Origin of the sequence: Pedococcus ginsenosidimutans, assembly GCF_039544395.1 — a bacterium.
GTDB lineage: Bacteria > Actinomycetota > Actinomycetes > Actinomycetales > Dermatophilaceae > Pedococcus > Pedococcus ginsenosidimutans.
Genome location: NZ_BAABLO010000011.1, coordinates 597,598 through 616,294, shown reverse-complemented (window position 1 = coordinate 616,294; position 18,697 = coordinate 597,598). Strand labels below are relative to the sequence as shown.

At 72.2% G+C, this 18,697-nt stretch carries 21 protein-coding genes; 9 read left to right on the top strand and 12 right to left on the bottom strand.

Annotation, left to right across the window (positions count from 1 at the left end; genetic code table 11):
* Positions 1-9: 9 nt before the first annotated feature.
* Together ABEA42_RS13810 and ABEA42_RS13805 are read right to left on the bottom strand one after the other, a co-directional pair.
* Positions 10-771, bottom strand: coding sequence for an ABC transporter permease (locus tag ABEA42_RS13810; RefSeq protein WP_345504163.1), 762 nt, complete (start codon positions 769-771; stop codon positions 10-12).
* On the bottom strand, positions 768-1,535 hold the full coding sequence (locus ABEA42_RS13805; protein ID WP_345504161.1) for an ABC transporter ATP-binding protein: 768 nt from the start codon (positions 1,533-1,535) through the stop codon (positions 768-770). The genes ABEA42_RS13810 and ABEA42_RS13805 overlap by 4 nt, the downstream gene beginning before the upstream one ends.
* Before the next feature lie 157 nt (positions 1,536-1,692).
* Here ABEA42_RS13805 and ABEA42_RS13800 point away from each other — a divergent pair, with 157 nt between their 5' ends.
* Together ABEA42_RS13800 and ABEA42_RS13795 are read left to right on the top strand one after the other, a co-directional pair.
* Positions 1,693-2,490 (top strand): maleylpyruvate isomerase family mycothiol-dependent enzyme, encoded by a 798-nt coding sequence (locus ABEA42_RS13800; protein WP_345504159.1) that lies wholly within the window; start codon positions 1,693-1,695, stop codon positions 2,488-2,490.
* Positions 2,491-2,576: 86 nt separating this feature from the next.
* Entirely contained in the window at positions 2,577-3,155 is a 579-nt protein-coding gene (locus tag ABEA42_RS13795) for a hypothetical protein (protein ID WP_345504157.1), read from the top strand.
* Here ABEA42_RS13795 and ABEA42_RS13790 read toward each other — a convergent pair.
* Positions 3,134-3,454, bottom strand: coding sequence for a GYD domain-containing protein (locus ABEA42_RS13790; protein ID WP_345504155.1), 321 nt, complete (start codon positions 3,452-3,454; stop codon positions 3,134-3,136). The genes ABEA42_RS13795 and ABEA42_RS13790 overlap by 22 nt on opposite strands.
* A gap of 159 nt (positions 3,455-3,613) precedes the next feature.
* On the opposite strand from ABEA42_RS13790, the gene ABEA42_RS13785 reads away from it, so the two are divergent.
* Positions 3,614-4,228 carry a hypothetical protein gene (locus ABEA42_RS13785; protein WP_345504153.1) on the top strand — a complete coding sequence of 205 codons (615 nt, stop codon included), beginning with the start codon at positions 3,614-3,616 and terminating at the stop codon, positions 4,226-4,228.
* A 25-nt stretch (positions 4,229-4,253) separates the two neighbouring features.
* Here the strand turns inward: ABEA42_RS13785 and ABEA42_RS13780 are convergent, their stop codons facing one another.
* On the bottom strand, positions 4,254-5,159 hold the full coding sequence (locus tag ABEA42_RS13780; RefSeq protein ID WP_345504152.1) for a cation diffusion facilitator family transporter: 906 nt from the start codon (positions 5,157-5,159) through the stop codon (positions 4,254-4,256).
* 79 nt (positions 5,160-5,238) lie between these two features.
* Entirely contained in the window at positions 5,239-5,595 is a 357-nt protein-coding gene (locus ABEA42_RS13775) for an ArsR/SmtB family transcription factor (RefSeq protein WP_345504150.1), read from the bottom strand.
* A 207-nt stretch (positions 5,596-5,802) separates the two neighbouring features.
* On the opposite strand from ABEA42_RS13775, the gene ABEA42_RS13770 reads away from it, so the two are divergent.
* The gene (locus tag ABEA42_RS13770) at positions 5,803-6,225 is read left to right on the top strand and encodes a response regulator (protein ID WP_345504148.1); all 423 of its coding nucleotides are present in this window, start codon (positions 5,803-5,805) and stop codon (positions 6,223-6,225) included.
* A gap of 65 nt (positions 6,226-6,290) precedes the next feature.
* Here ABEA42_RS13770 and ABEA42_RS13765 read toward each other — a convergent pair whose 3' ends face one another.
* Both ABEA42_RS13765 and ABEA42_RS13760 read right to left on the bottom strand, forming a co-directional pair.
* Positions 6,291-6,530 carry a hypothetical protein gene (locus ABEA42_RS13765; RefSeq protein ID WP_345504146.1) on the bottom strand — a complete coding sequence of 80 codons (240 nt, stop codon included), beginning with the start codon at positions 6,528-6,530 and terminating at the stop codon, positions 6,291-6,293.
* Positions 6,523-7,245: a response regulator transcription factor gene (locus ABEA42_RS13760; protein ID WP_345504143.1), complete on the bottom strand. Its 723-nt coding sequence runs from the start codon at positions 7,243-7,245 to the stop codon at positions 6,523-6,525. Before ABEA42_RS13760 ends, ABEA42_RS13765 begins: the two co-directional genes overlap by 8 nt.
* Positions 7,246-7,464: 219 nt before the next feature.
* On the opposite strand from ABEA42_RS13760, the gene ABEA42_RS13755 reads away from it, so the two are divergent.
* The 3 genes from ABEA42_RS13755 to ABEA42_RS13745 are packed head-to-tail and all read left to right on the top strand — an operon-like array spanning position 7,465 to position 12,256.
* Positions 7,465-7,893, top strand: coding sequence for a response regulator (locus ABEA42_RS13755; RefSeq protein ID WP_345504141.1), 429 nt, complete (start codon positions 7,465-7,467; stop codon positions 7,891-7,893).
* 41 nt (positions 7,894-7,934) lie between these two features.
* Positions 7,935-10,040: a sensor histidine kinase gene (locus ABEA42_RS13750; protein ID WP_345504139.1), complete on the top strand. Its 2,106-nt coding sequence runs from the start codon at positions 7,935-7,937 to the stop codon at positions 10,038-10,040.
* Positions 10,037-12,256: a glycoside hydrolase family 31 protein gene (locus ABEA42_RS13745; protein WP_345504137.1), complete on the top strand. Its 2,220-nt coding sequence runs from the start codon at positions 10,037-10,039 to the stop codon at positions 12,254-12,256. Before ABEA42_RS13750 ends, ABEA42_RS13745 begins: the two co-directional genes overlap by 4 nt.
* Before the next feature lie 57 nt (positions 12,257-12,313).
* Here ABEA42_RS13745 and ABEA42_RS13740 read toward each other — a convergent pair whose 3' ends face one another.
* Together ABEA42_RS13740 and ABEA42_RS13735 are read right to left on the bottom strand one after the other, a co-directional pair.
* Positions 12,314-12,574, bottom strand: coding sequence for a hypothetical protein (locus ABEA42_RS13740; protein WP_345504135.1), 261 nt, complete (start codon positions 12,572-12,574; stop codon positions 12,314-12,316).
* A 17-nt stretch (positions 12,575-12,591) separates the two neighbouring features.
* Positions 12,592-14,148, bottom strand: a complete 1,557-nt coding sequence (locus tag ABEA42_RS13735) for a dolichyl-phosphate-mannose--protein mannosyltransferase (RefSeq protein ID WP_345504133.1) — start codon at positions 14,146-14,148, stop codon at positions 12,592-12,594.
* A 33-nt stretch (positions 14,149-14,181) separates the two neighbouring features.
* On the opposite strand from ABEA42_RS13735, the gene rsmI reads away from it, so the two are divergent.
* Positions 14,182-15,033 (top strand): 16S rRNA (cytidine(1402)-2'-O)-methyltransferase, encoded by an 852-nt coding sequence (rsmI, locus tag ABEA42_RS13730; protein ID WP_425572074.1) that lies wholly within the window; start codon positions 14,182-14,184, stop codon positions 15,031-15,033.
* Between the two features lie 66 nt (positions 15,034-15,099).
* On the top strand, positions 15,100-15,867 hold the full coding sequence (locus tag ABEA42_RS13725) for a hypothetical protein (protein WP_345504129.1): 768 nt from the start codon (positions 15,100-15,102) through the stop codon (positions 15,865-15,867).
* Between the two features lie 38 nt (positions 15,868-15,905).
* Here the strand turns inward: ABEA42_RS13725 and ABEA42_RS13720 are convergent, their stop codons facing one another.
* The 3 genes from ABEA42_RS13720 to ABEA42_RS13710 all read right to left on the bottom strand — a co-directional run bounded on the left by ABEA42_RS13720 (position 15,906) and on the right by ABEA42_RS13710 (position 18,470).
* Positions 15,906-16,673: a CPBP family intramembrane glutamic endopeptidase gene (locus ABEA42_RS13720; RefSeq protein WP_345504127.1), complete on the bottom strand. Its 768-nt coding sequence runs from the start codon at positions 16,671-16,673 to the stop codon at positions 15,906-15,908.
* Positions 16,674-16,704: 31 nt separating this feature from the next.
* Positions 16,705-17,304 (bottom strand): DUF4126 domain-containing protein, encoded by a 600-nt coding sequence (locus ABEA42_RS13715; RefSeq protein ID WP_345504125.1) that lies wholly within the window; start codon positions 17,302-17,304, stop codon positions 16,705-16,707.
* Between the two features lie 221 nt (positions 17,305-17,525).
* A complete protein-coding gene (locus ABEA42_RS13710; RefSeq protein ID WP_345504124.1) occupies positions 17,526-18,470 on the bottom strand; it encodes a hypothetical protein in 945 nt (314 codons plus the stop codon).
* Between the last annotated feature and the right edge of the window lie 227 nt (positions 18,471-18,697).

Here is an 18,697-nt window from a genome sequence, read left to right as displayed (position 1 = left end):
TACATCGGGTCAGGCGACCTTGCGACGGTAGGTGGCCATCGCCAGCAGGTAGGCCACCACGAGCACCCCTACGCACCACGCCAGCGCGACCCAGATGTCGCTGCCGACCGGCTGCTCCGCGAACAGCCGCCGGATCGTGTCGACGATCGACGTCACGGGCTGGTGCTCGGCGAAGGCACGGACTGGCCCCGGCATGCTCGCGGTGGGCACGAAGGCCGAGCTGACGAACGGCAGGAAGATCAGCGGGTAGGAGAACGCGCTCGCCCCGTCGACCGACTTGGCCGTCAGCCCGGGGATCACCGCCAACCAGGTGAGGGCCAGGGTGAACACGACCAGGATCGCGGCCACGGCCAGCCACGCCATGACCCCTGCCCCGCTGCGGAAACCCATGAGCAGCGCCACGAGCAGCACGACCACCAGGGATATGGCGTTGGCCACCAGCGAGGTCAGGACGTGGGCCCACAGCACCGAGGACCGGGCGATCGGCATGGACTGGAACCGTTCGAAGATCCCGCTCTGCAGGTCCAGGAAGAGGCGGAAGGCGGTGTAGGAGATACCGGTGGCGACGGTGATGAGCAGGATGCCCGGCAGCAGGTAGTCCACGTAGCTGCCGGTCCCTGCCTCGATCGCGCCGCCGAAGACGTAGACGAACAGCAGCATGAAGGCGATCGGCATCACGGCCGTCGTGATGATCGTGTCCAGGCTGCGGGTCACGTGGCGCAGCGACCGCCCGAGCAGCACGGTGGTGTCGCCGACGAAGTGGGTGCTCATGCTCGCTCCTTGGTGAGGGTGAAGAAGACGTCTTCGAGGGTGGGCTGCTTCTCGACGTACTCGACCTCGGCCGGCGGCAGCAGCGCCTTGAGCTCCGCGAGCGTGCCGTCCACGAGGATCCGGCCCTCGTGGAGGATCGCGATGCGGTCCGCGAGGTGCTCCGCCTCCTCGAGGTACTGCGTCGTGAGGAGCACCGTGGTCCCTGACGAGGCGAGCTCCTTCACCGCGGCCCAGACCTCGATGCGGGCCTGCGGGTCCAGACCCGTGGTGGGCTCGTCGAGGAAGATGACCTCGGGGCTGCCGATGAGGCTCATCGCGATGTCGAGCCTGCGCCGCATCCCGCCCGAGTAGGTCGACACCCGGCGGCTGCCCGCCTCGGTGAGCGAGAAGCGGGCCAGCAGGTCGTCGGCGACGGCACCGGGTGCGACCACGTGGCGCAGCCGGGCGACGAGGACGAGGTTCTCCCGCCCGGTCAGGATCTCGTCGACGGCGGCGAACTGGCCGGTCAGGCTGATCGACTCCCGCACCTGCGCGGGCCGGCTGGCCACGTCGTACCCGGCGACGGTGGCCGTGCCGGCGTCGGCCCGCAGGAGGGTGGACAGGATCCGGATGACGGTGGTCTTGCCTGCGCCGTTGGACCCCAGCAGGGCGAAGATGCTGCCCGGGGACACGGCCAGGTCGACCCCGCGCAGGACGTGGAGGTCGTCGAACGACTTCTCCAGGCCCTCCACGAGGATGGCGGTGGGTGGTGTTTTCGTGGTCATGGGATGAGCGTGCAACCTTGACCCTGCGTCAAGGTCAAGCGCTCTTTGAGAACTGTTTCCCGCTGGAGGCGCGCGCTGCCCACGGTCGAGGTCCTCGACTGCGGCGCGACGCGAAAACCGCTGTGCCGCAAGCGTCCTGCGGTGGTACAACCCACGGGTGCACAAGACCCTCGAGCTCCCCGGCCTGCTCCGACTCATCGACGAGAGGTCGGTTGCCTTCCGCGCCGTGATCGCCTCCGCCCCCGACCTCGACGTCCCGGTGACGACCTGTCCGGGCTGGACGCTGTACGACCTGGCGCAGCACATCGGCGTCGGTCGCCGGGCGTGGGCCGCCACCGTCGTGGCCGGACCCTCGGCCACGGGCAAGGCCGTCCCCGAGGGGCAGACGGAGGCGCCCCGTGAGCGTGAGGCCATGGTGGACTGGCTCGCCGCGTCGACGCAGCAGCTCGTCGACGCCCTGCGCGAGGCCGGTCCGGACCGCGCGTGCTGGACCTGGTGGGGTGACTCGCAGTCGCCGCAGACCTGTGGCGCCGTGGCCCGCCACCAGCTCCAGGAGATCTCGGTGCACACCTACGACGCGCAGCTGGCCGTGGGCGACCCCCAACCGCTGCCGGAGGAGGTCGCGCTCGACGGCGTCGACGAGTTCCTGTCCACCTGTTGCGCCACCACGGCTCCGTGGCCGCACGACCCGGCTGTCGTCGAGTACCACGCGAGCGAAGGCAGGTCCTGGCGGATGTGGCTCTCCGCGCAGGGGGCGCGCGTGGAGCCCCGGCCCTCGCCCGGTGCGACTGCGCCGGACGGGACGCCCTCGGAGGGGGCGCCGGACTTCTCGGCCCGGGCCACGGCCAGCGACCTCGTGCTGGCGCTCTACGGACGACACGGGCTGGAGTCCCTGCAGTCGACCGGCAACGACAAGGTGTACGACCAGCTGGTGGAGTGGGAGCCGGAGGTCTGACCGTGGCACGGCCTCGACACCGGAGGACCTAGCGCCCTGCCACCGGGCGGCGACCACCTCGACGATGGGGTCGAGAGGTGGTTGCCATGGCCATTGGGACCCACGGTTCGAGGACCCGAGACGTCGTTGCGGTGCTCCTCGTCCTCGTCGCCGCGGCGGCGGTCCTGCTGTGGCGGGGAGCCGCCGGCACGGGGGTGACCGCCTCCCTCGAGGCGGCGGCCCACGGGACGGCCCAGGGGCTCACCGTCAGCGCCCACCCCGACCCGTGGTTCGTCTACACCGAGAACGGCGACGAGGTCACCTCGGTCACCGTCACGACGCCCGACGGCTCGACGCTGCCGGTGACCCTGCTGTCGCACTCCTTCACCTACGGCCCGCACCGGCAGGGCCGGCTGGTCGGCAGGTTCGAGGTGCCGGCCGGGGCGGGGCTGGTCGACCTGCGGGTCGACGTCTCGCCGGCGCAGGGCCCGGCCGCCGTCCCGGTCGCCGTGACGACGTTCGACGTGGTGCCGTTCGAGCGACTGGTCCTGTGGGGCGGGGCAGCGCTGCTCGCCGTCAACGTCGCCGGCGCCCTCGTGCTGGTGGTCGAGCCGCGACTCCGCGAGCGCACCGGCCGGCCGGCGCCCTCAGGGCACGAGCCGGCTCACTGGCCGGGGGCCGTGTAGCTCACGTCCTGCTTGCTGGCCGCGTCGACCTCCTCGGGGCTGAGGAGCACCACGGTCCGCACGTGCGTGAGCCCGGTGGCGTTGACCGCCATGGCCAGCGCCGCCGCTGCACGGTTGTCGGGGAGCTCGCAGATGGTGAACACGTCGTCGTCGCCGAACGCGAAGTCGAACGAGGCCATCCGCCCGCCCGCTGCCGCGGCGGCGTCCTCGATGACCTTCGCCCGGGCGCTGCCGCCCTTGGCGAGGACCCCCTGCATCCCGGAGCTCTCGTAACGGGCGATGAACAGGTAGCGAGCCATGGCATACCTCCTGGGTGTCGACCTGGCCACGTCCCACGATCACCCCGGTCCCACCTGCCCGGAACCGTCATCCGGGTGAGATGGGGCGTGCGTCTTTGTGAGCCCCACCGAGGACGTTGTGCCCTGCCGGGGAGGGCCCGGGCGGGTTGGACTGGTGGGGTGACCAGGCTCAGCAGACGGTGGCGGTTCGTGGCGACCGCGGCGGTCGTGGCCGTCCTGCCCCTGACCTCGTGCGCCGGCTCGGGCTCGGGCTCGCCGGGCGCGGGCATGATGGGCGGCGGCTCGACCACCGGCCCGGGGATGATGGCAGGGCAGGGCATGGCCTACAGGCAGCTCACCTGCTCGCCCCCGGCATCACTACCGGGCGAGGTCGTGCGGGTCCGCTTGTCCGACATGGGCATGACCGCGATGGGGACGGGCGACGCACCCCTGGGTGCGCGGATGGTCCTGCGGGTCTCCCCGGCCACCGTTCCCCCCGGCACGGTCTCCGTCCTGGTGGAGAACCTGGGCTGGCGCACCCACGAGCTGGTGGTGCTGCCGCTGGCGTCGGGGGCCTCTGACGGTCAGCGGGTGCCGGGGGCCGACGGGAAGGTCGACGAGGCGGGAAGCCTGGGGGAGGCCTCGCGGTCCTGTGCACCGGGCACGGGCGACGGCATCGAGTCCGGCGCCGTGGGGTGGGTGACCCTCGACCTCGCCCCCGGACGCTACGAGCTGGTCTGCAACCTCACCAACCACTACGCCGACGGCATGCACCAGGCGCTGGTGGTCCGGTAGGGGGTGGGCCGGCCGGTGCCGGCCCTCACCAGGTGACTTCCTGGCACCCCGTGTGCGTGTCCGGCTCGACCTGCAGGGTCGCGTGCTCCACCCCGAACGAGGAGCGCATGACCCGGCCTGCCTCGTCGAGCACGGCGTGGGCGTCGGCGCCTGAGGCCGTGACGAGGTGCGCGGTGGCGACGTTCATCCCGGACGTCAGGGTCCACAGGTGCAGGTCGTGGACGTCGGTCACGCCGGGCACCGCGGCGAGGGCCCCGGCCACCTCCTCGGGATCCATGCCGGCAGGCACGTGCTGGCCGAGGACGACGAGCACCTCCCGCCCCAGGGCCACGGCCCGGACGGCGACGAACACCGCGATGGCCAGCGCGATACCGGTGTCCCACCACGCGCTCCCCGTCCAGGCGACGAGCGCGCCGGCGACGAGCACCCCGACGGACCCCAGGGCGTCGGCGACCACCTCGAGGTAGGCGCCCTTGACGTTGAGGGACTCCGACGCCCCTCCACGCAGCAGCACGAGCGAGACGAGGTTGACCACCAGCCCCAGGGCGCCGACGACGAGCATGGGCCCCGAGGCCACGTCGGCGGACCGGCCGACCCGACCCACGGCCTCGACGGCGATGTAGACGGAGACGCCGACCATGAGGAGCACCGCGAGGCCGGAGGCGAAGACCTCCGCGCGGTAGGAGCCGAACGTCCGGCGTCCCGTGGTGTCGGCGCGGGTGGCGATCCGTGTGGCCAGCAGCGCCGCACCGAGGGCGACCACGTCCGCGGCCATGTGCCCCGCGTCGCTGAGCAGCGCCAGCGAGCCGGAGGTGAGGGCGGTGACGAGCTCGACGACGAAGAACGCTGCGACGAGGACGAACGCGACCTGCAGGCGCCAGCGGTGGGTGCTCCCGGCGTGGCCGTGCGAGTGCGAGTGGCCGCCGCTCACCGGGAGGCCTGCTCGAACGGGTGCATGGCTCGATCGTAGGTGGTGGGGTTCGGCATCGGGACGCGCTCCCGGGGCCGCCTCAGTCGAGGAAGGCGCCCACCTGGGCGAGGCGGTCCGGGACGAGGGTGTACCAGGCCCACGTCCCGCGGCGCTCCCGCGTGAGCAGGCCGGCCTCGACCAGGATGCGCAGGTGGTGGCTCATCGTCGGCTGGCTCAGGCCGACCGCCTCGGCCAGGTCGCGGACGCAGGCCTCGCCCGCTGCCGAGCCCCTGATCATGCCCAGCACCTGGAGCCGCGCCGGGTCGGCCACCGCCCGCAGGAGGGTCGCCCTGCGCTCGGCCTCCTCGCGGGGCATGGCGGCAGGTCGGAGGACCGTCGGGGTCGTCGCCTCGGCAGAGCCGGTCCGGCCGGCCGCACCACTGGTCCTGCGCCTCATCAGTCCCCTCCTCCCCGAGAATTGTTTGTGTCGACAGGTGTCGATGCAAGCTGGGACCGACCAGCGTTCGGGCTGCTGGGGACGGGGGCAGCGGACGACATGGCCGGGGTGCCCGCTTCCTCGGCATCGGCTCAGGCGCTCGCGTCCGGGCTGTGTGAGAATGCTTGCGACGAGCCGAATGCCGCATACGAGGCAAAGGGGGCCGGTGTGCAGAGCCGGGGGTTGCGCATCGTCGTCGCGGAGGACGACGAGGACATCCGCGTCCTCGTCGAGCGCATCTTCGCCCACGTCGGTGTCGAGGTGACCTCTGTCGCCGACGGCGCCTCGGCCCTGCTCGCGCTCGCCGAGGAGGCGCCCGACTGCCTGGTCGTCGACCTGCGCATGCCGGACGTCGACGGGATGGACGTCCTCGACGAGACGGGGAGGTCCGGCAGCACGGTCCCGGTCGTGCTGCTCACCGCCTCCGTCGAGTCGGAGGTCGAGGTCGAGGCCCTGGCGGCCGGAGCCGTCGCGGTCGTGCGCAAGCCCTTCCAGACCAAGGTCCTGCTGACCGTGGTGGCCAGGGCCATCCGTGGTGCCCAGCCCGACCGCGAGCTGCCGCCGCGGCTGGTGGAGCTCGCCGGGGCCTGAGGTCGGCCGGGGAGACCCACTGACGACCTGCGGACGACCTGCAGACGACCAGGGACGCGCTGCGGTCAGGCCGGGTCGGAGCCCTGCGCCAGGTCAGGCGGGACGGGTCCGGGGCGGGAGCCCGTGTCCACCTGCACCCCGAGCCTGGACTCGAGGCGTCCGAGGGCGTCGAGGGCGTTCGACAGGTCCTCGAGGAGGTCGTCGGGGTCGGCCCGGTCGCTCGTGGCCGACTCGTGCGCCAGCTCGAGGTGTCCACGCAGGGCGGCCAGGATGTTGCGCACCCGGTGGTCGACGCCCTCAGGCACCGGCGGTCCCGCCTGCGACCCGCCCGGACGATGCCACGGGGGCGACCCAGCGGTAGCCGATCCGGGTCTCCGTGCGGATGAAGCGCGGCTCCTTGGAGTCGTCGCCGAGCTTGCGGCGCAGGGAGCGCAGGTGCGCCCGCAGCGTCTGGAGGGTCTCCCCGCCGTGGCTCGCGCCCCAGACCTTGCCGATGAGGTACTGGTGGGTCAGCAGCTTGCCCGGCTGCGCGACGAAGAGCTCCAGCAACCGCCACTCGGTGGGGGTCAGCCTCACCGTGGAGCCGTCCACCGTGACGGCCTTGAGCGCGAGGTCGACCTCGATCCCGTCGGACGACACCGTGGCCGAGTCGGGGGTCGTACCGGCCCGGCGCAGCAGCGCTCGCACCCTGGCCCGCAGCTCGCCGAGCCCGAACGGCTTCTCCAGGTAGTCGTCGGCCCCCTCGTCCAGTGCCGCGATCTTGCGCTGCTCCTCGCCGTCACCGGAGAGCACCAGCACGGGGACCTGGCTCCACGCCCGGACCCGCCGCAGCACCTCGATGCCGTCGATGTCGGGCAGGTTGAGGTCGAGCACGATCAGGTCGGGGGAGCCGGCGGCGGTGAGCGCCACGGCGTCCAGGCCCGTGTGGGAGGCCTCGACGTCGTACCCCTCACGCTCCAGGCCTCGCGTCAGGGCCGTCACGATCTGCGCCTCGTCGTCGACGACCAGCAGCCGGGCCATGGACCGAGTCTAGGTGGGTCTTCACGGCATCTTCACGCGACGGGCGGGGTATGGCGTCGCCTCCTTCACGCGGGGCGGGGCAGCATGGGGTCCGGCACCTCCCGGTGTCGGTCACGGCCCATGGTTCCCCTCCACAGGGCCGCGGTGACCGGACGGGCTCGATGGGCTCCCCTGCACCCTTCGAGCCCGTCCCCGCCCCGGATGAGGAATGCTGGTGTCATGCCCCTCGCGCTCATCGCCGACGACGACGCGGACATCCGCGATCTGCTCTCCCTGGCGGTAGGTCGCACCGGTGCCCAGACGGTCGTCGCGGAGGACGGCCGCGAGGCGGTGCACATGCTCGAGACCCTCTCGCCCGACGTCGTCCTGCTCGACGTGCAGATGCCGGGGCTGAGCGGCATCGAGGTCTGCTGGTGGATCCGGCGCCAGCGGCACCTGCTCGACGTGCCCGTCATCCTGGTCAGCTCGCGCACCTCGCCCTTCGAGATCGACGCCGGCCTCCTCGCTGGTGCCAACAGCTACATCACCAAGCCGTTCAGCCCGGCCCACATCATGGCCGTCGTGAGCCAGCTGCTGATGGAGCGCACCGAGCTGCACCCGCCCTCGGTCGTGGTCATCCCCTCCCTGCCGGGCATACCGGGCGACTGACCGTGACGGCGAGCGCTGCCGCGCGGCCCTCGAGAGCGTCGGTGCGGCCGTCGCCCCGCGGCGTGCTCGCTGCGGCGCTGCTGCTGCTCGTCTTCGTCCTCATGCTGGGGTCGGTGGCCCTCGCCCCGAGCGGCGGGACGGTGGCCGCGTGGTGGCCCGCGGCCGGCGTCAGCGCCGGGGCGGTGCTGCTGGCGCGGGGCCGTCGGCGTCGCTGGGCCATGGTCGCCGGTGTGTGGGTGGTCTGCTTGCTGGCCAACCTGCTGGGAGGTCGCGGGGTCGCACCGGCGCTCGGGTACTCCGTGGCCAACACGGCCGAGTGCGCGGTCGTCGTCGTCCTCATGACGCGGTTCGGTGGTCCCGGCCGGTCGCTGCGCACCATGGCCGACTTCTCCCGGCTCCTGCTCGCCTCCCTCGCGGGGGCCCTGGTCTCCGGCGGCCTCGGAGGCCTGACGGCGGCCCTGCTCTCCCGCGGGGACCTGCTCCTGACCTGGCGGGCGGTCGGCGCCGCGCACCTCGCTGCCCTGCTGGTGATCCTCCCGCTGTTCCTGTCCCGGAGCAGCCCGGTCGCCCGACCGGTGTGGGAGCTCGTCGTGCAGTGGGCTGCCCTGCTGGTCGTCTCCTCGGTCATCTTCGGCCTGGCCAGCGGGCTCCCCGTGGCCTTCGTCGCCATACCCGTCCTGGTGTGGGGGGCCCTGCGCAACTCGGTGCGCACCACCGCGGTGCAGCTCCTGGCGCTCGGCGTCGTCGTGAGCCTGTTCACCGCCCACGGGACCGGACCGTTCGCCATCACGGCCGCCGGCGGCCGCGCCGACCCCGATGAGGTGTCGGGCCTCGTGCAGGTCTTCCTCGCGGTGTGCGCGTTCACCGTCCTGCCCCTGGCCGTCACGGTCCAGCAGGCCCGCGAGCTCCTGTCGCGGGTGACCGACAGCGAGGAGCTGTTCCGCCACGGCTTCGCCGACGCGATGCTCGGCATGTTCATCCTGCGCTGCGAGGACGACCACCCCCGGGCGGTCGAGCTCAACGACGTCGCCGCGCGCCTCCTGGGGCAGGGGCGGCGCGAGCTGCTCGGCGGCGGCGACTGGCTGGAGCACTTCCTCCAGCCCGGGCGCGAGGAGGTGCGTGCGGGGCTGCTGTCGATCATCGCCGGTGAGCGGCGTGGCTGGCGTGGCGAGGTGCAGCTGGCCGGTGACGCCTCCCGGTGGCTGGAGCTCGTGCTCTCCCCGTTGCGGCACGACGCCAGCGACCACATGTTCACGGCCCAGCTGGTCGACGCGACGGAGCAGCACGCCGCTCGCCAGGTGCTCGAGGCCGCACTGCTCAAGGAGCGCGACCTCGTGCGCGACCTGCACCGCCTCAACGACTCCAAGTCGACCTTCGTGTCGTCGGTCAGCCACGAGCTGCGGACCCCTGTGACCAGCGTGGTCGGCTACACCGAGATGCTCATGGACGGCATCGGCGGTGAGGTCAACGCCGACCAGCGCGACATGCTCACCCGGATCCGTCGCAACGGGCAGCGGCTCATGGTGCTCATCGAGGACCTGCTCACCGCCTCGAGGCTCGAGTCCGGCACCTCGCGGCTGGAGCTGAGCGACCTCGACCTGCGTGCCTGCGCGCGGGAGGCGCTCGAGGGCCTCGAACCGCTGCTGCTCGACCGTGACCTGGCCGTCGAGCTCGTCCTGGACCCCGAGCCGCTCATGGTCCTGGCCGACGCCGCCCAGCTCGAGCGCCTGCTGGTCAACCTGCTCAGCAACGCGGTGAAGTTCACCCCGGACGGCGGGTCGGTGACCCTCACCGCCGGGCGCGCCGGACGGCTCGCGACCCTCGCCGTCGCGGACACCGGCATGGGCGTCCCCGAGGACGAGCAGGACCAGCTGTTCAGCCGCTTCTTCCGCTCCTCCACCGCCCAGCGCCGGGCCATCCCCGGCACCGGGATCGGGCTGTCCATCGTGCGGGCCATCGCCAGCCAGCACGGCGGGTCGGTGTCCGCGGTGTCCAAAGAGGGCGTCGGTTCCACGTTCACGCTGTCACTGCCGCTGCAGGGCGCGGTGACCCCGATCCCGCCGGCCCTGCTGCCGCTGGCCGCCGACCTCGGGCACCGGACCCAGCCGACGACCCCGCCCAGGCACCTCGACGAAGGAGAGCTGTGAAGCCGCACTTCCACCTCGACACCCACCCGGTCGCGGACGCGGCCAACGTCGTCCGGGGCGACCACTACCGGGTCACCGTCCTCGACCCCGGCCTGGTGCGGCTCGAGTACAGCCCCACCGGCGAGTTCGAGGACCGTGCCTCGCAGATGGCGCTGAACCGTGCGTTCCCGCCCTGCGACTACACGCTGACACGCGGCGACGGCCCCGACGGGCAGCTCGAGATCAGCACGGAGCGGCTCCACCTGACCTACGACTGCGGCGAGTTCACGACGCACGGCCTGTCCGTCCACGCCAAGGGCGGGTTCCACTCCAACGACAGCGTGTGGCGCTACGGGGTCGAGAGCCCCAACCTCGGCGGCACGGCCCGCACCCTCGACGACGTCGACGGCGCCATCGCGCTGGAGGACGGGGTGCTCGCCTACGACGGGGTGGCGATGGTGGACGACTCCTCGACCGTCCTGCTCACCGACGACGGCTGGATCGCCTCGCGCCGTCCCGGCAACCTCGACCTCTACGTGTTCGCCTACGGCCGCGACTTCACCCGCGCGCTCGAGGTGCTCTACACGCTGACCGGGCCCACCCCGGTCCTGCCCCGCTACGCGCTGGGCAACTGGTGGAGCCGCTACCACCCGTACACCGCCGACGAGTACCTCACGCTCATGGACCGGTTCCGCGACGAGCACGTGCCCCTGTCCGTCGCGGTGATCGACATGGACTGGCACCTCGTCGACATCGACCCGCGCCACGGCAGCGGGTGGACGGGGTACACGTGGAACACCGACCTGTTCCCCGACCCGCCGGCCTTCCTCGCCGGCCTGCACGAGCGCGGCCTCGCCACCTCGCTCAACGTGCACCCCGCCGAGGGGGTCCACGCCCACGAGCGGGCGTACCGGGCCATCGCCGAGCGGGTCGGCATCGACCCCGAGTCGGAGGTGGCCGTGGCGTTCGACCCCACCGACCCCGACTTCCTCGAGGCCTACTTCGAGGAGCTGCACCACCCGCTCGAGCGCGAGGGGGTGGACTTCTGGTGGCTCGACTGGCAGCAGGGCGGCGTCACCCGCGTGCCCGGTCTCGACCCGCTCTGGCTGCTCAACCACTACCACTACCTCGACTCGGGTCGTGACGGCCGGCGCCCGCTGACGTTCTCGCGCTACGCCGGGATCGGCAGCCACCGCTACCCGATCGGGTTCTCCGGCGACACCGTCATCTCGTGGGAGTCGCTGGACTTCCAACCTCGTTTCACCGCAACGGCATCCAACGCAGGGTACGGCTGGTGGAGCCACGACATCGGCGGCCACTTCAAGGGCTACAAGGACGACGAGCTGGCGACGCGCTGGGTGCAGCTCGGTGTCTTCTCACCGGTCAACCGCCTGCACTCGGGCCTCAACCCGTTCAACACCAAGGAGCCGTGGCGGTTCGGGACCCGCGCGCGCGAGGTGATGACGGAGTTCCTGCGGCTGCGCCACCAGCTGCTGCCCTACCTCGCGACGATGAACGTCCGCGCGCACGAGGGGCGACCCATCGTCGAGCCCATGTACTACTCCCACCCCGACGAGCCCGCGGCGTACACCGTGCCCAACCAGTTCATGTTCGGCACCGAGCTGCTCGTCGCCCCCATCACGACCCCGGCCGACCGGGAGACCGGGCTCGCGCGCGTCAAGGCGTGGCTGCCGGAGGGGGAGTGGGTGGACGTGTTCACCGGCACGACCTACCGCGGTGGCCGCTCGCTGCACCTGTACCGCGACCTCGGCTCGATCCCCGTGCTGGCGCGAGCCGGGGCGGTGGTGCCGATGGTGCCCGCCGACGCGGTCACCTTCGGCGCCGACCCCTCGAGCCGTGTCGAGGTGCGGGTGCACGCCGGCGCGGACGGCGAGTTCACCCTGGTGGAGGACCGCGACGACTCCAGGTGGGCCCGCACCCGGATCACGTACGACGACGCCTCCGGCCGCGTCACGGTGCACGACGTCGAGGGCGACGCCTCGACGGTGCCTGCCGACCGCACCTACGAGACCGTGGTGGTTGGCGGCGAGCAGGACGTCCTGGCGAGGGTTTTCGAGGTGCTGGACCGCGCGCAGACGGGGTTCGAGCTCAAGGCCGCGGCGTACGACGCGGTCCGCACGAGCGACACCCCCGCGGACGCCCTCGTGGCCCTGCAGGCCCTCGAGGTCTCGCCGTTCCTGCTCGGCGCCGTCACCGAGCTGCTCATGGCGCGCTGACCCCTCCCGGCCGGGGTGCGGGACGGCTCTGCCGTCCGCCCGGTTGGGCGGGCGCGCTCAGCCGAACAGCGTCCCGTCGCTGATCGCCACGGCGTCCTCACGCAGGTCGGCGTCGCGGACGGTGAAGCCGTCGGGCACGCGCTCGGCGAGGCGGCGTACCAGCTCGGCGTGCACCACCTCCGCCGGTTCCCCGCCCAGCTCGTCGCGGACCTCGCGCAGCGTGGCTCGCAGGACTGCGTTGGCCGCGTCGAGCCGGGTGACGTCCTCGTCCTCGAGCATCATGCCCACCGTCCCGGGGGCGAACTCGAACCGCGTCACGGCCCCAGCGTGCCGTGTCAGACCCAGCTGGGGAACCACATTCGCAGGGACCACTGCTGCTGCGGGATGACCTGGGCGGTGTAGATCGGCCAGAAGAACGCGAAGATCGCCAGGGTCAGCAGGCAGTAGGCGCCGACGACGTAGAGGCCGACCTCGCGCCGGCGTCGTGAGGCGGTCCGGCTCCCGAGGGCCAGGCCCAGGACGAAGACCACCGCCAGCACGACCCACGGCTCGAACGCGACCGTGTAGAAGGAGTAGATGGTCCGCTCCTCGAGGTCGAACCAGGGCAGGTAGCCCCCGACCAGGCCCATGAGGATCGCGCCCGCGCGCCAGTCCCGGCGGAAGAGCAGGTAGTAGAGCAGGACGACGATGGCGGCGGCGCCGAGCCACCAGACCGACACCGTCCCGATCGAGGTGATCGCCTTGGAGCACTGGGCGACCGTGCAGCCGTCCTCGCCGCGCTTGGGCCCCTCGTAGAAGAACGAGGTCGGCCGGCCCTGGACGACCCACGACCACGGGTTGGTGCGGTAGGGGTGGTCGTCGTTGAGCGTGATGTGGAACTTCAGGATCTCCTGGTGGTAGTGCCACAGGGAGCGCACCGAGTCGGGGACCCATGGGGTGTCCTTCGACGGGTGGGTGGCGCCCCACTGCCGGTCGTACCCGAGCGGGGAGCGGAACCACCCGACCCACGACACGAGGTAGGTGACGAGGGTGGTGCCGACCATGACGAGCGCGGCCCACACGCCGTCCCGGACGACCATGCCGGTGAACCGGTGGCCCGCCCCGACCGCGCGACGGGCGCCGAGGTCCCACCAGACCGTCATGAGCCCGAAGGCCACGAGGAAGAACAGCCCCGACCACTTGGTGCCGGTGGCGAGGCCGAGGCAGATGCCCGCGACCCAGCGCCAGGGCCGCCAGCCCAGCCACGGACCGAACCCCGTGGCGAGCTGGCGCGGGGTCATCGCGGCAGCCTTCTCGGCGAGGATGGCGCGGGACCGGTCGCGGTCGATGAGCAGCGCACAGAACGCCGCGAGCGCCCAGAACATCACGATGAGGTCGAGCAGCCCGGTGCGCGACTGCACGAAGTGGTGGCCCTCGAAGGCGAGCAGGAACGCCGCCAGCGTGCCCAGCAGGGACGAGCCGAACAGGCGCCGCGCGGCCCGGCCGATCATGAGGATCGACAGCGTGCCGAGGACGCACACCGAGAAGCGCCAGCCCCACGAGGAGGTCGGCCCGAAGAGGTGCTCACCGATCGCGATGATCCACTTGCCGACCGGAGGGTGGACCACGAGGTCGCCCTCGGTGCCGAAGACGTCGGGGGTCCCGCGGGTGAACAGCTCGTCGGGCTTCTTGAGCGAGTCGGGGACCCGCATCTCCACGCCGTACTCGAGCATCGAGACGCCCTGCTTGACGTAGTAGGTCTCGTCGAACACCAGCTGGTGGGGCCGGTCGAGGGACCAGAAGCGCATGAGGCCACCGACGACGGCGAAGAACAGGGGGCCCAGCCAGCCCCACAGGGTGTCGGTGGGCCGGAACCCGAGCAGGCGTGATCGCAGCTCGTCCGTCCGGGTCATGCGCGACATCGTATGCACACCGGGCCTGACAGGATGACCGACGTGACACCACAGCCAGAGGCAGGCGTCCTCGTCCTCGCGGCGACCCCCATCGGCGACCCCCGGGACGCGGCCCCTCGCCTGGCGCAGGAGATCACGGGTGCCGACGTGGTCGCCGCCGAGGACACCCGTCGGTTGCGGCGCCTGTGCGCCGAGCTCGGGGTGACCCCGGGCGGCTCGGTCCTCAGCTACCACGAGCACAACGAGGCGTCGCGCACGCCGGAGCTCGTCGACCGCCTGCGCGGCGGGGAGCGGGTCGTCGTCGTCACCGATGCCGGCATGCCGTCGGTCTCCGACCCCGGCTACCGGCTGGTGGACGCCGCCGTCGCCGCCGGCATCCGGGTCACCTGCGTCCCCGGGCCGAGCGCGGTGCTCATGGCGCTCGCGGTGTCGGGGCTGCCCGTCGACCGCTTCTGCTTCGAGGGGTTCCTGCCGCGCAAGCCCGGTGAGAAGGCCCGCGTGCTCGCGGCCCTCGCGGACGAGCGCCGGACCATGGTCTTCTTCGAGGCGCCGCACCGCATCGAGGCCAGCCTGCGGGCGATGGCCGAGGCGTGGGGCGGCGACCGGCGCGCTGCGGTCTGCCGCGAGCTGACCAAGACCTACGAGGAGGTCCGCCGGGGCGGCCTCGCCGAGCTCGCTGCGTGGGCAGCCGACGGGGTACGTGGTGAGATCACCGTCGTCGTCGCCGGCGCGACCCCCAGGGCGGCCTCCGTGGAGGACACGCTCCCCGCCATCCGCGAGCGGGTCGAGGCGGGGGAGCGGCTCAAGGACGTGTGCGCCGACGTCGCCACCGCGACGGGGCTGTCCAAGAAGACTCTCTACGACGCATACCTCCGAATCGGCTGAATACCGGCGTATCCTCCCCGGCACGGGGGCGCGGAAGGGGTGCCCCCACTGCAGGGGAGGTCACCCATGTCCCGTCTTTCTCGCCGCGCCCTCGGGGCCGGCGTCGTCCCGCTGTCCGTCGCCCTCGCGCTCGCGGGCTGCGGTACGGAGACGGAGCCGGCCGCGGCCGGTGGCTCGTCGAAGCCGTCGTCGTCGTCGAGCAGCACCACCACCAAGGCCGAGCCGCCCTCGGCGTCGTCCCTCTACGCGAAGGCGCGCAAGACCGCCCTCGCTGCCGAGAGTGGCCACATCGCCGGCACGATGACGAACTCGGGCGACAAGTTCACCATCGACCTCGCCGGCACCGTCGACGGCACCAACCAGAGCCTGGGGCTCGGCCGGGGCGCCGACGGCAAGATCACCATCCTCACGGTGGGCGGGAAGAACTACCTGTCGGCCACCGAGGACTTCTGGGCGGACCAGGTCGGCGCCGGCCCCGCGAAGACGCTCCAGAACAAGTTCGTGATCCTGCCGGCGGCGCAGGCCAAGGAGTTCGGCGACCTCACCATCAAGGGCCTGCTCACCGAGATGTTCGAGGACAAGCAGCTCAGCGTGCTCGATGGTGCCAACACTCGGGTCGAGAAGACCACGATCGACGGCGCGGACGCGTGGAAGCTCACCGAGCGCAGCGGCGGCGACGGGGCGGCGCTGGTGGTCTCGGCCGACGACAAGGCGACCCTCCTGCGCATCGAGGGCCCGACGGACGACCCTGGGCGGCTCGACTTCAGCGAGTGGGACGAGGTCCCGGCCGTCACCGCCCCCGCGCCGAGCAAGGTCATCGAGCTGCCGAAGTAGCCGCGGCGCCCCCCATGGGGCCGGGGCTGCGCCCCTCCTCAGGACAGGAACGCCAGGTGGTCCTTGAGGAGGGAGTAGCCGACGAAGGCCACGACGTCGAGCACCGTGTGGGCGACGACGAGCGGTCCGACGCGCTTGGTGCGCGTGTAGACCCAGCCGAAGAACAGCCCCATGACGATGTTGCCCACGAACCCACCGAAGCCCTGGTACAGGTGGTAGGAACCGCGGATCAGGGCCGAGGTGGCCACGACGGCCGGCAGCGACCAGCCGGCCTGCCGCCAGCGGGTGAACAGGTAGCCGATCATGACGACCTCTTCGAGGACGGCGTTCTGCGCTGCTGCCAGGACGAGCACCGGCACCGTCCACCAGTGGTCGGTCAGGTTCGCCGCCGCGACGGTGGTGTTGGCTCCGAGGGCCTTCGCCACGGCGTACAGGGCCAGGCCCGGCAACCCCACCGCGGCGGCGAGTGCCAGCCCCCTCAGCAGGTCCTGGCCCGGCCGGCGCAGGTCCGCGCCGATCGCGTGGTGCGCGTCGGGGCGCTCGCGGCGCAGGAGGTGCAGGGCCAGCGCGACGGGCACGAGCGGCAGGACGATGCGGGCGAGCTGGTAGGCGAGGTCCAGCCACGGCCGGTCGGGGGTGACCGACGAGTTCATCGTCGTCGTCTGCTGGTTGAGCGCCACCTGCTGGGTGAGCTTGTCGACCAGCTGGAGGACCGAGTAGACGGCGGAGGCGCCGAGGCTGACACCGAGGACGAGGACCGTCTCGGTGACCAGGCTGCGGCGCGACAGCGGGGTGGTGACGGTCATGGGGACAGTCTGGCCGCTCTGCCCGGACGGTTCAGGCAAGGGCGGCCCGACGGTCGCGACGCCGCCGCCACCGGCGCACCCTGAGCCACAGCCAGACGAGCAGCCAGGCCAGCAGCGCGAGCAGGACCACGACGAGCACCGGGATGAACACGGCGACCAGGCTGAGCCCCATCGACGCACCGTCCTCGACGGTGGACGCCACCGGGGCGCCGAAGCCCAGGGTCCCCGCGTTGATGGCCGGGCGGGCGACGGTCTTGCCGGTGTGGACCAGGCCCGAGACGACGACGCCGAGGACCACCCCGACCCACGGGTGGCTCGTCATCCACGACGAGCGGTCGACCCCCTCGGCTGCCGACGTGGCCGCGAACACCAGGCCACCGGACGTCGGCCGGATGAACGTCTGCACCGCGTCGTTGACCGTGTCGACCGCCGGGACCTTGTCGAGTACCACCTCGGCGAGCAGCAGCACCGCACCGATCCCGATGGCCCACCACGACTCGACCCACGCGTACGACTGCGGCAGCGTGATCACGTCGGTGAAGCGGGCGATGAGCGCGACGAGCAGGAACGGGATGTAGGCGTTGAGGCCCGCCGCCGCGGACAGCCCCATGCCGGTGAGTGCGGCGATCATCGGCCACCTCCTGTGGACGGGCGGAGCACCTGTGGGGACATGTCTACTCGACCCGGCGCGGTACCGCCCGAGGACTTGGCGCTCGGGTGGTCGGGCGAGTGGCCGAAAATCCGGCGCGTGGGCGGGGTGGGCGCTCGGTTTCGGGCGAGTGGCCGAAAGTTCGCGGCGCGTGGGCGGGGTGGGCGCTGGGTATCGTGCGAGTGGTCGAAAACTCGGGCCGCTCAGCGCTCGTCGCGACCCGGGAAGTGGCGCCGCCACTGCGGGTCCAGCCGGCCTGGTACCCGGATCCCGCGCGTCCGCATGGCTGCCGCCACGCGGGACAGTACGCCGGCCGGGTCGCCGTAGACCTGGGACGCCAGCACCACGACGAAGCTCCACCCCTCCGACTCCAGGTCCTCGCGGCGCAGCAGGTCGCTTTCCCACTGCCCCTGTCGCTCGATGTGGTGGCGGCCGTCGAACTCGATGCCCAGCCTCTGGTCCGGAAAGGAAAGGTCGATGCGGTACCGCGCCCGCCCGTCCTCGTCCACGACGTCGATGTTCACGACCGGTTCGGGCAGACCCGCCAGCACCAGCAGCATGCGGAGCCGTGACTCCATCGGGGAGTCGACGCGGTCACGGACGTACCCCGCCGCCCGCCGCACCAGGGACTGGTGCGTGCCGTCCCACTCCGCGGCGGCATCGACGAGGCGCTGCGGGGTGGTCGCGCCGGCCCTGACCAGCGAGTCGCCGAGCACCACGAGGTCGACGAGGTCGCACCACCGGCCGAGGTCGAGGAACGTCCGTTCCGCAGACGTCACCGGCAGCCCGCGCCGCGTCACAGGCGTCGGCATGCGCACGACTCGGTGGGTGCGGATGCCGGAGACCTTGGGGCGATGGCTGCGGGGCACGGTGAGGTGGACGTCGGAGGAGTCCGGTGGGACCCCACCCCAGAGCCGAGCCGCCGTGTGGTGCGTGACGACGGCGGTCGGCGGCGAGATGGTCAGTGCTGCCAACGCCCTCATCACCAAGGTCGGGGCGACGTCGGAGCAGAGGTGCACGCCCCAGAAGACCTGGTGGTACGCAGCGCTGGCGAGCGCGGCGTCGTCGATACCTGCCCGTAGCGCCTCGGCCCGGGTGAACGGGAGCCTCGGGTCGAGGGTGCGGTGCGGGAGCTTGCGACGGGGCACCGGTCCACGGTCCCTGATCGCGCCGCAGCGTCGTCCGCGTTGTCCACAAGCCCGGAGCGGGCGCGGCTGCATACCGGGCGAGTGGCCGAAAGCTCGCGGCGTCGACGCAGCGGAGGGGTGAGGTATCGGGCGAGTGGCCGAAAGTACGGGGTGTGCGGGCGGCGCGAGGCTGGATACCGGGCGAGTGGCCGAAAGTACGGGGTGTGCGGGCCGGCGCGCGGGTGGAA

Excerpts from the sequence above, each read along its gene's own strand:
- ABEA42_RS13755 (WP_345504141.1), top strand. The coding sequence starts at position 7,465 with ATGCCCCTCGCGCTCATCGCCGACGACGACGCGGACATCCGCGATCTG.
- ABEA42_RS13790 (WP_345504155.1), bottom strand. The coding sequence starts at position 3,454 with ATGGCTCGCTACCTGTTCATCGCCCGTTACGAGAGCTCCGGGATGCAG.
- ABEA42_RS13775 (WP_345504150.1), bottom strand. The coding sequence starts at position 5,595 with ATGAGGCGCAGGACCAGTGGTGCGGCCGGCCGGACCGGCTCTGCCGAG.
- ABEA42_RS13810 (WP_345504163.1), bottom strand. The coding sequence starts at position 771 with ATGAGCACCCACTTCGTCGGCGACACCACCGTGCTGCTCGGGCGGTCG.
- ABEA42_RS13805 (WP_345504161.1), bottom strand. The coding sequence starts at position 1,535 with ATGACCACGAAAACACCACCCACCGCCATCCTCGTGGAGGGCCTGGAG.
- ABEA42_RS13715 (WP_345504125.1), bottom strand. The coding sequence starts at position 17,304 with ATGATCGCCGCACTCACCGGCATGGGGCTGTCCGCGGCGGCGGGCCTC.
- ABEA42_RS13735 (WP_345504133.1), bottom strand. The coding sequence starts at position 14,148 with ATGACCCGGACGGACGAGCTGCGATCACGCCTGCTCGGGTTCCGGCCC.
- ABEA42_RS13760 (WP_345504143.1), bottom strand. The coding sequence starts at position 7,245 with ATGGCCCGGCTGCTGGTCGTCGACGACGAGGCGCAGATCGTGACGGCC.
- ABEA42_RS13720 (WP_345504127.1), bottom strand. The coding sequence starts at position 16,673 with ATGACCGTCACCACCCCGCTGTCGCGCCGCAGCCTGGTCACCGAGACG.
- ABEA42_RS13725 (WP_345504129.1), top strand. The coding sequence starts at position 15,100 with ATGTCCCGTCTTTCTCGCCGCGCCCTCGGGGCCGGCGTCGTCCCGCTG.
- ABEA42_RS13795 (WP_345504157.1), top strand. The coding sequence starts at position 2,577 with ATGGCCATTGGGACCCACGGTTCGAGGACCCGAGACGTCGTTGCGGTG.
- rsmI (WP_425572074.1), top strand. The coding sequence starts at position 14,182 with ATGACCGACGTGACACCACAGCCAGAGGCAGGCGTCCTCGTCCTCGCG.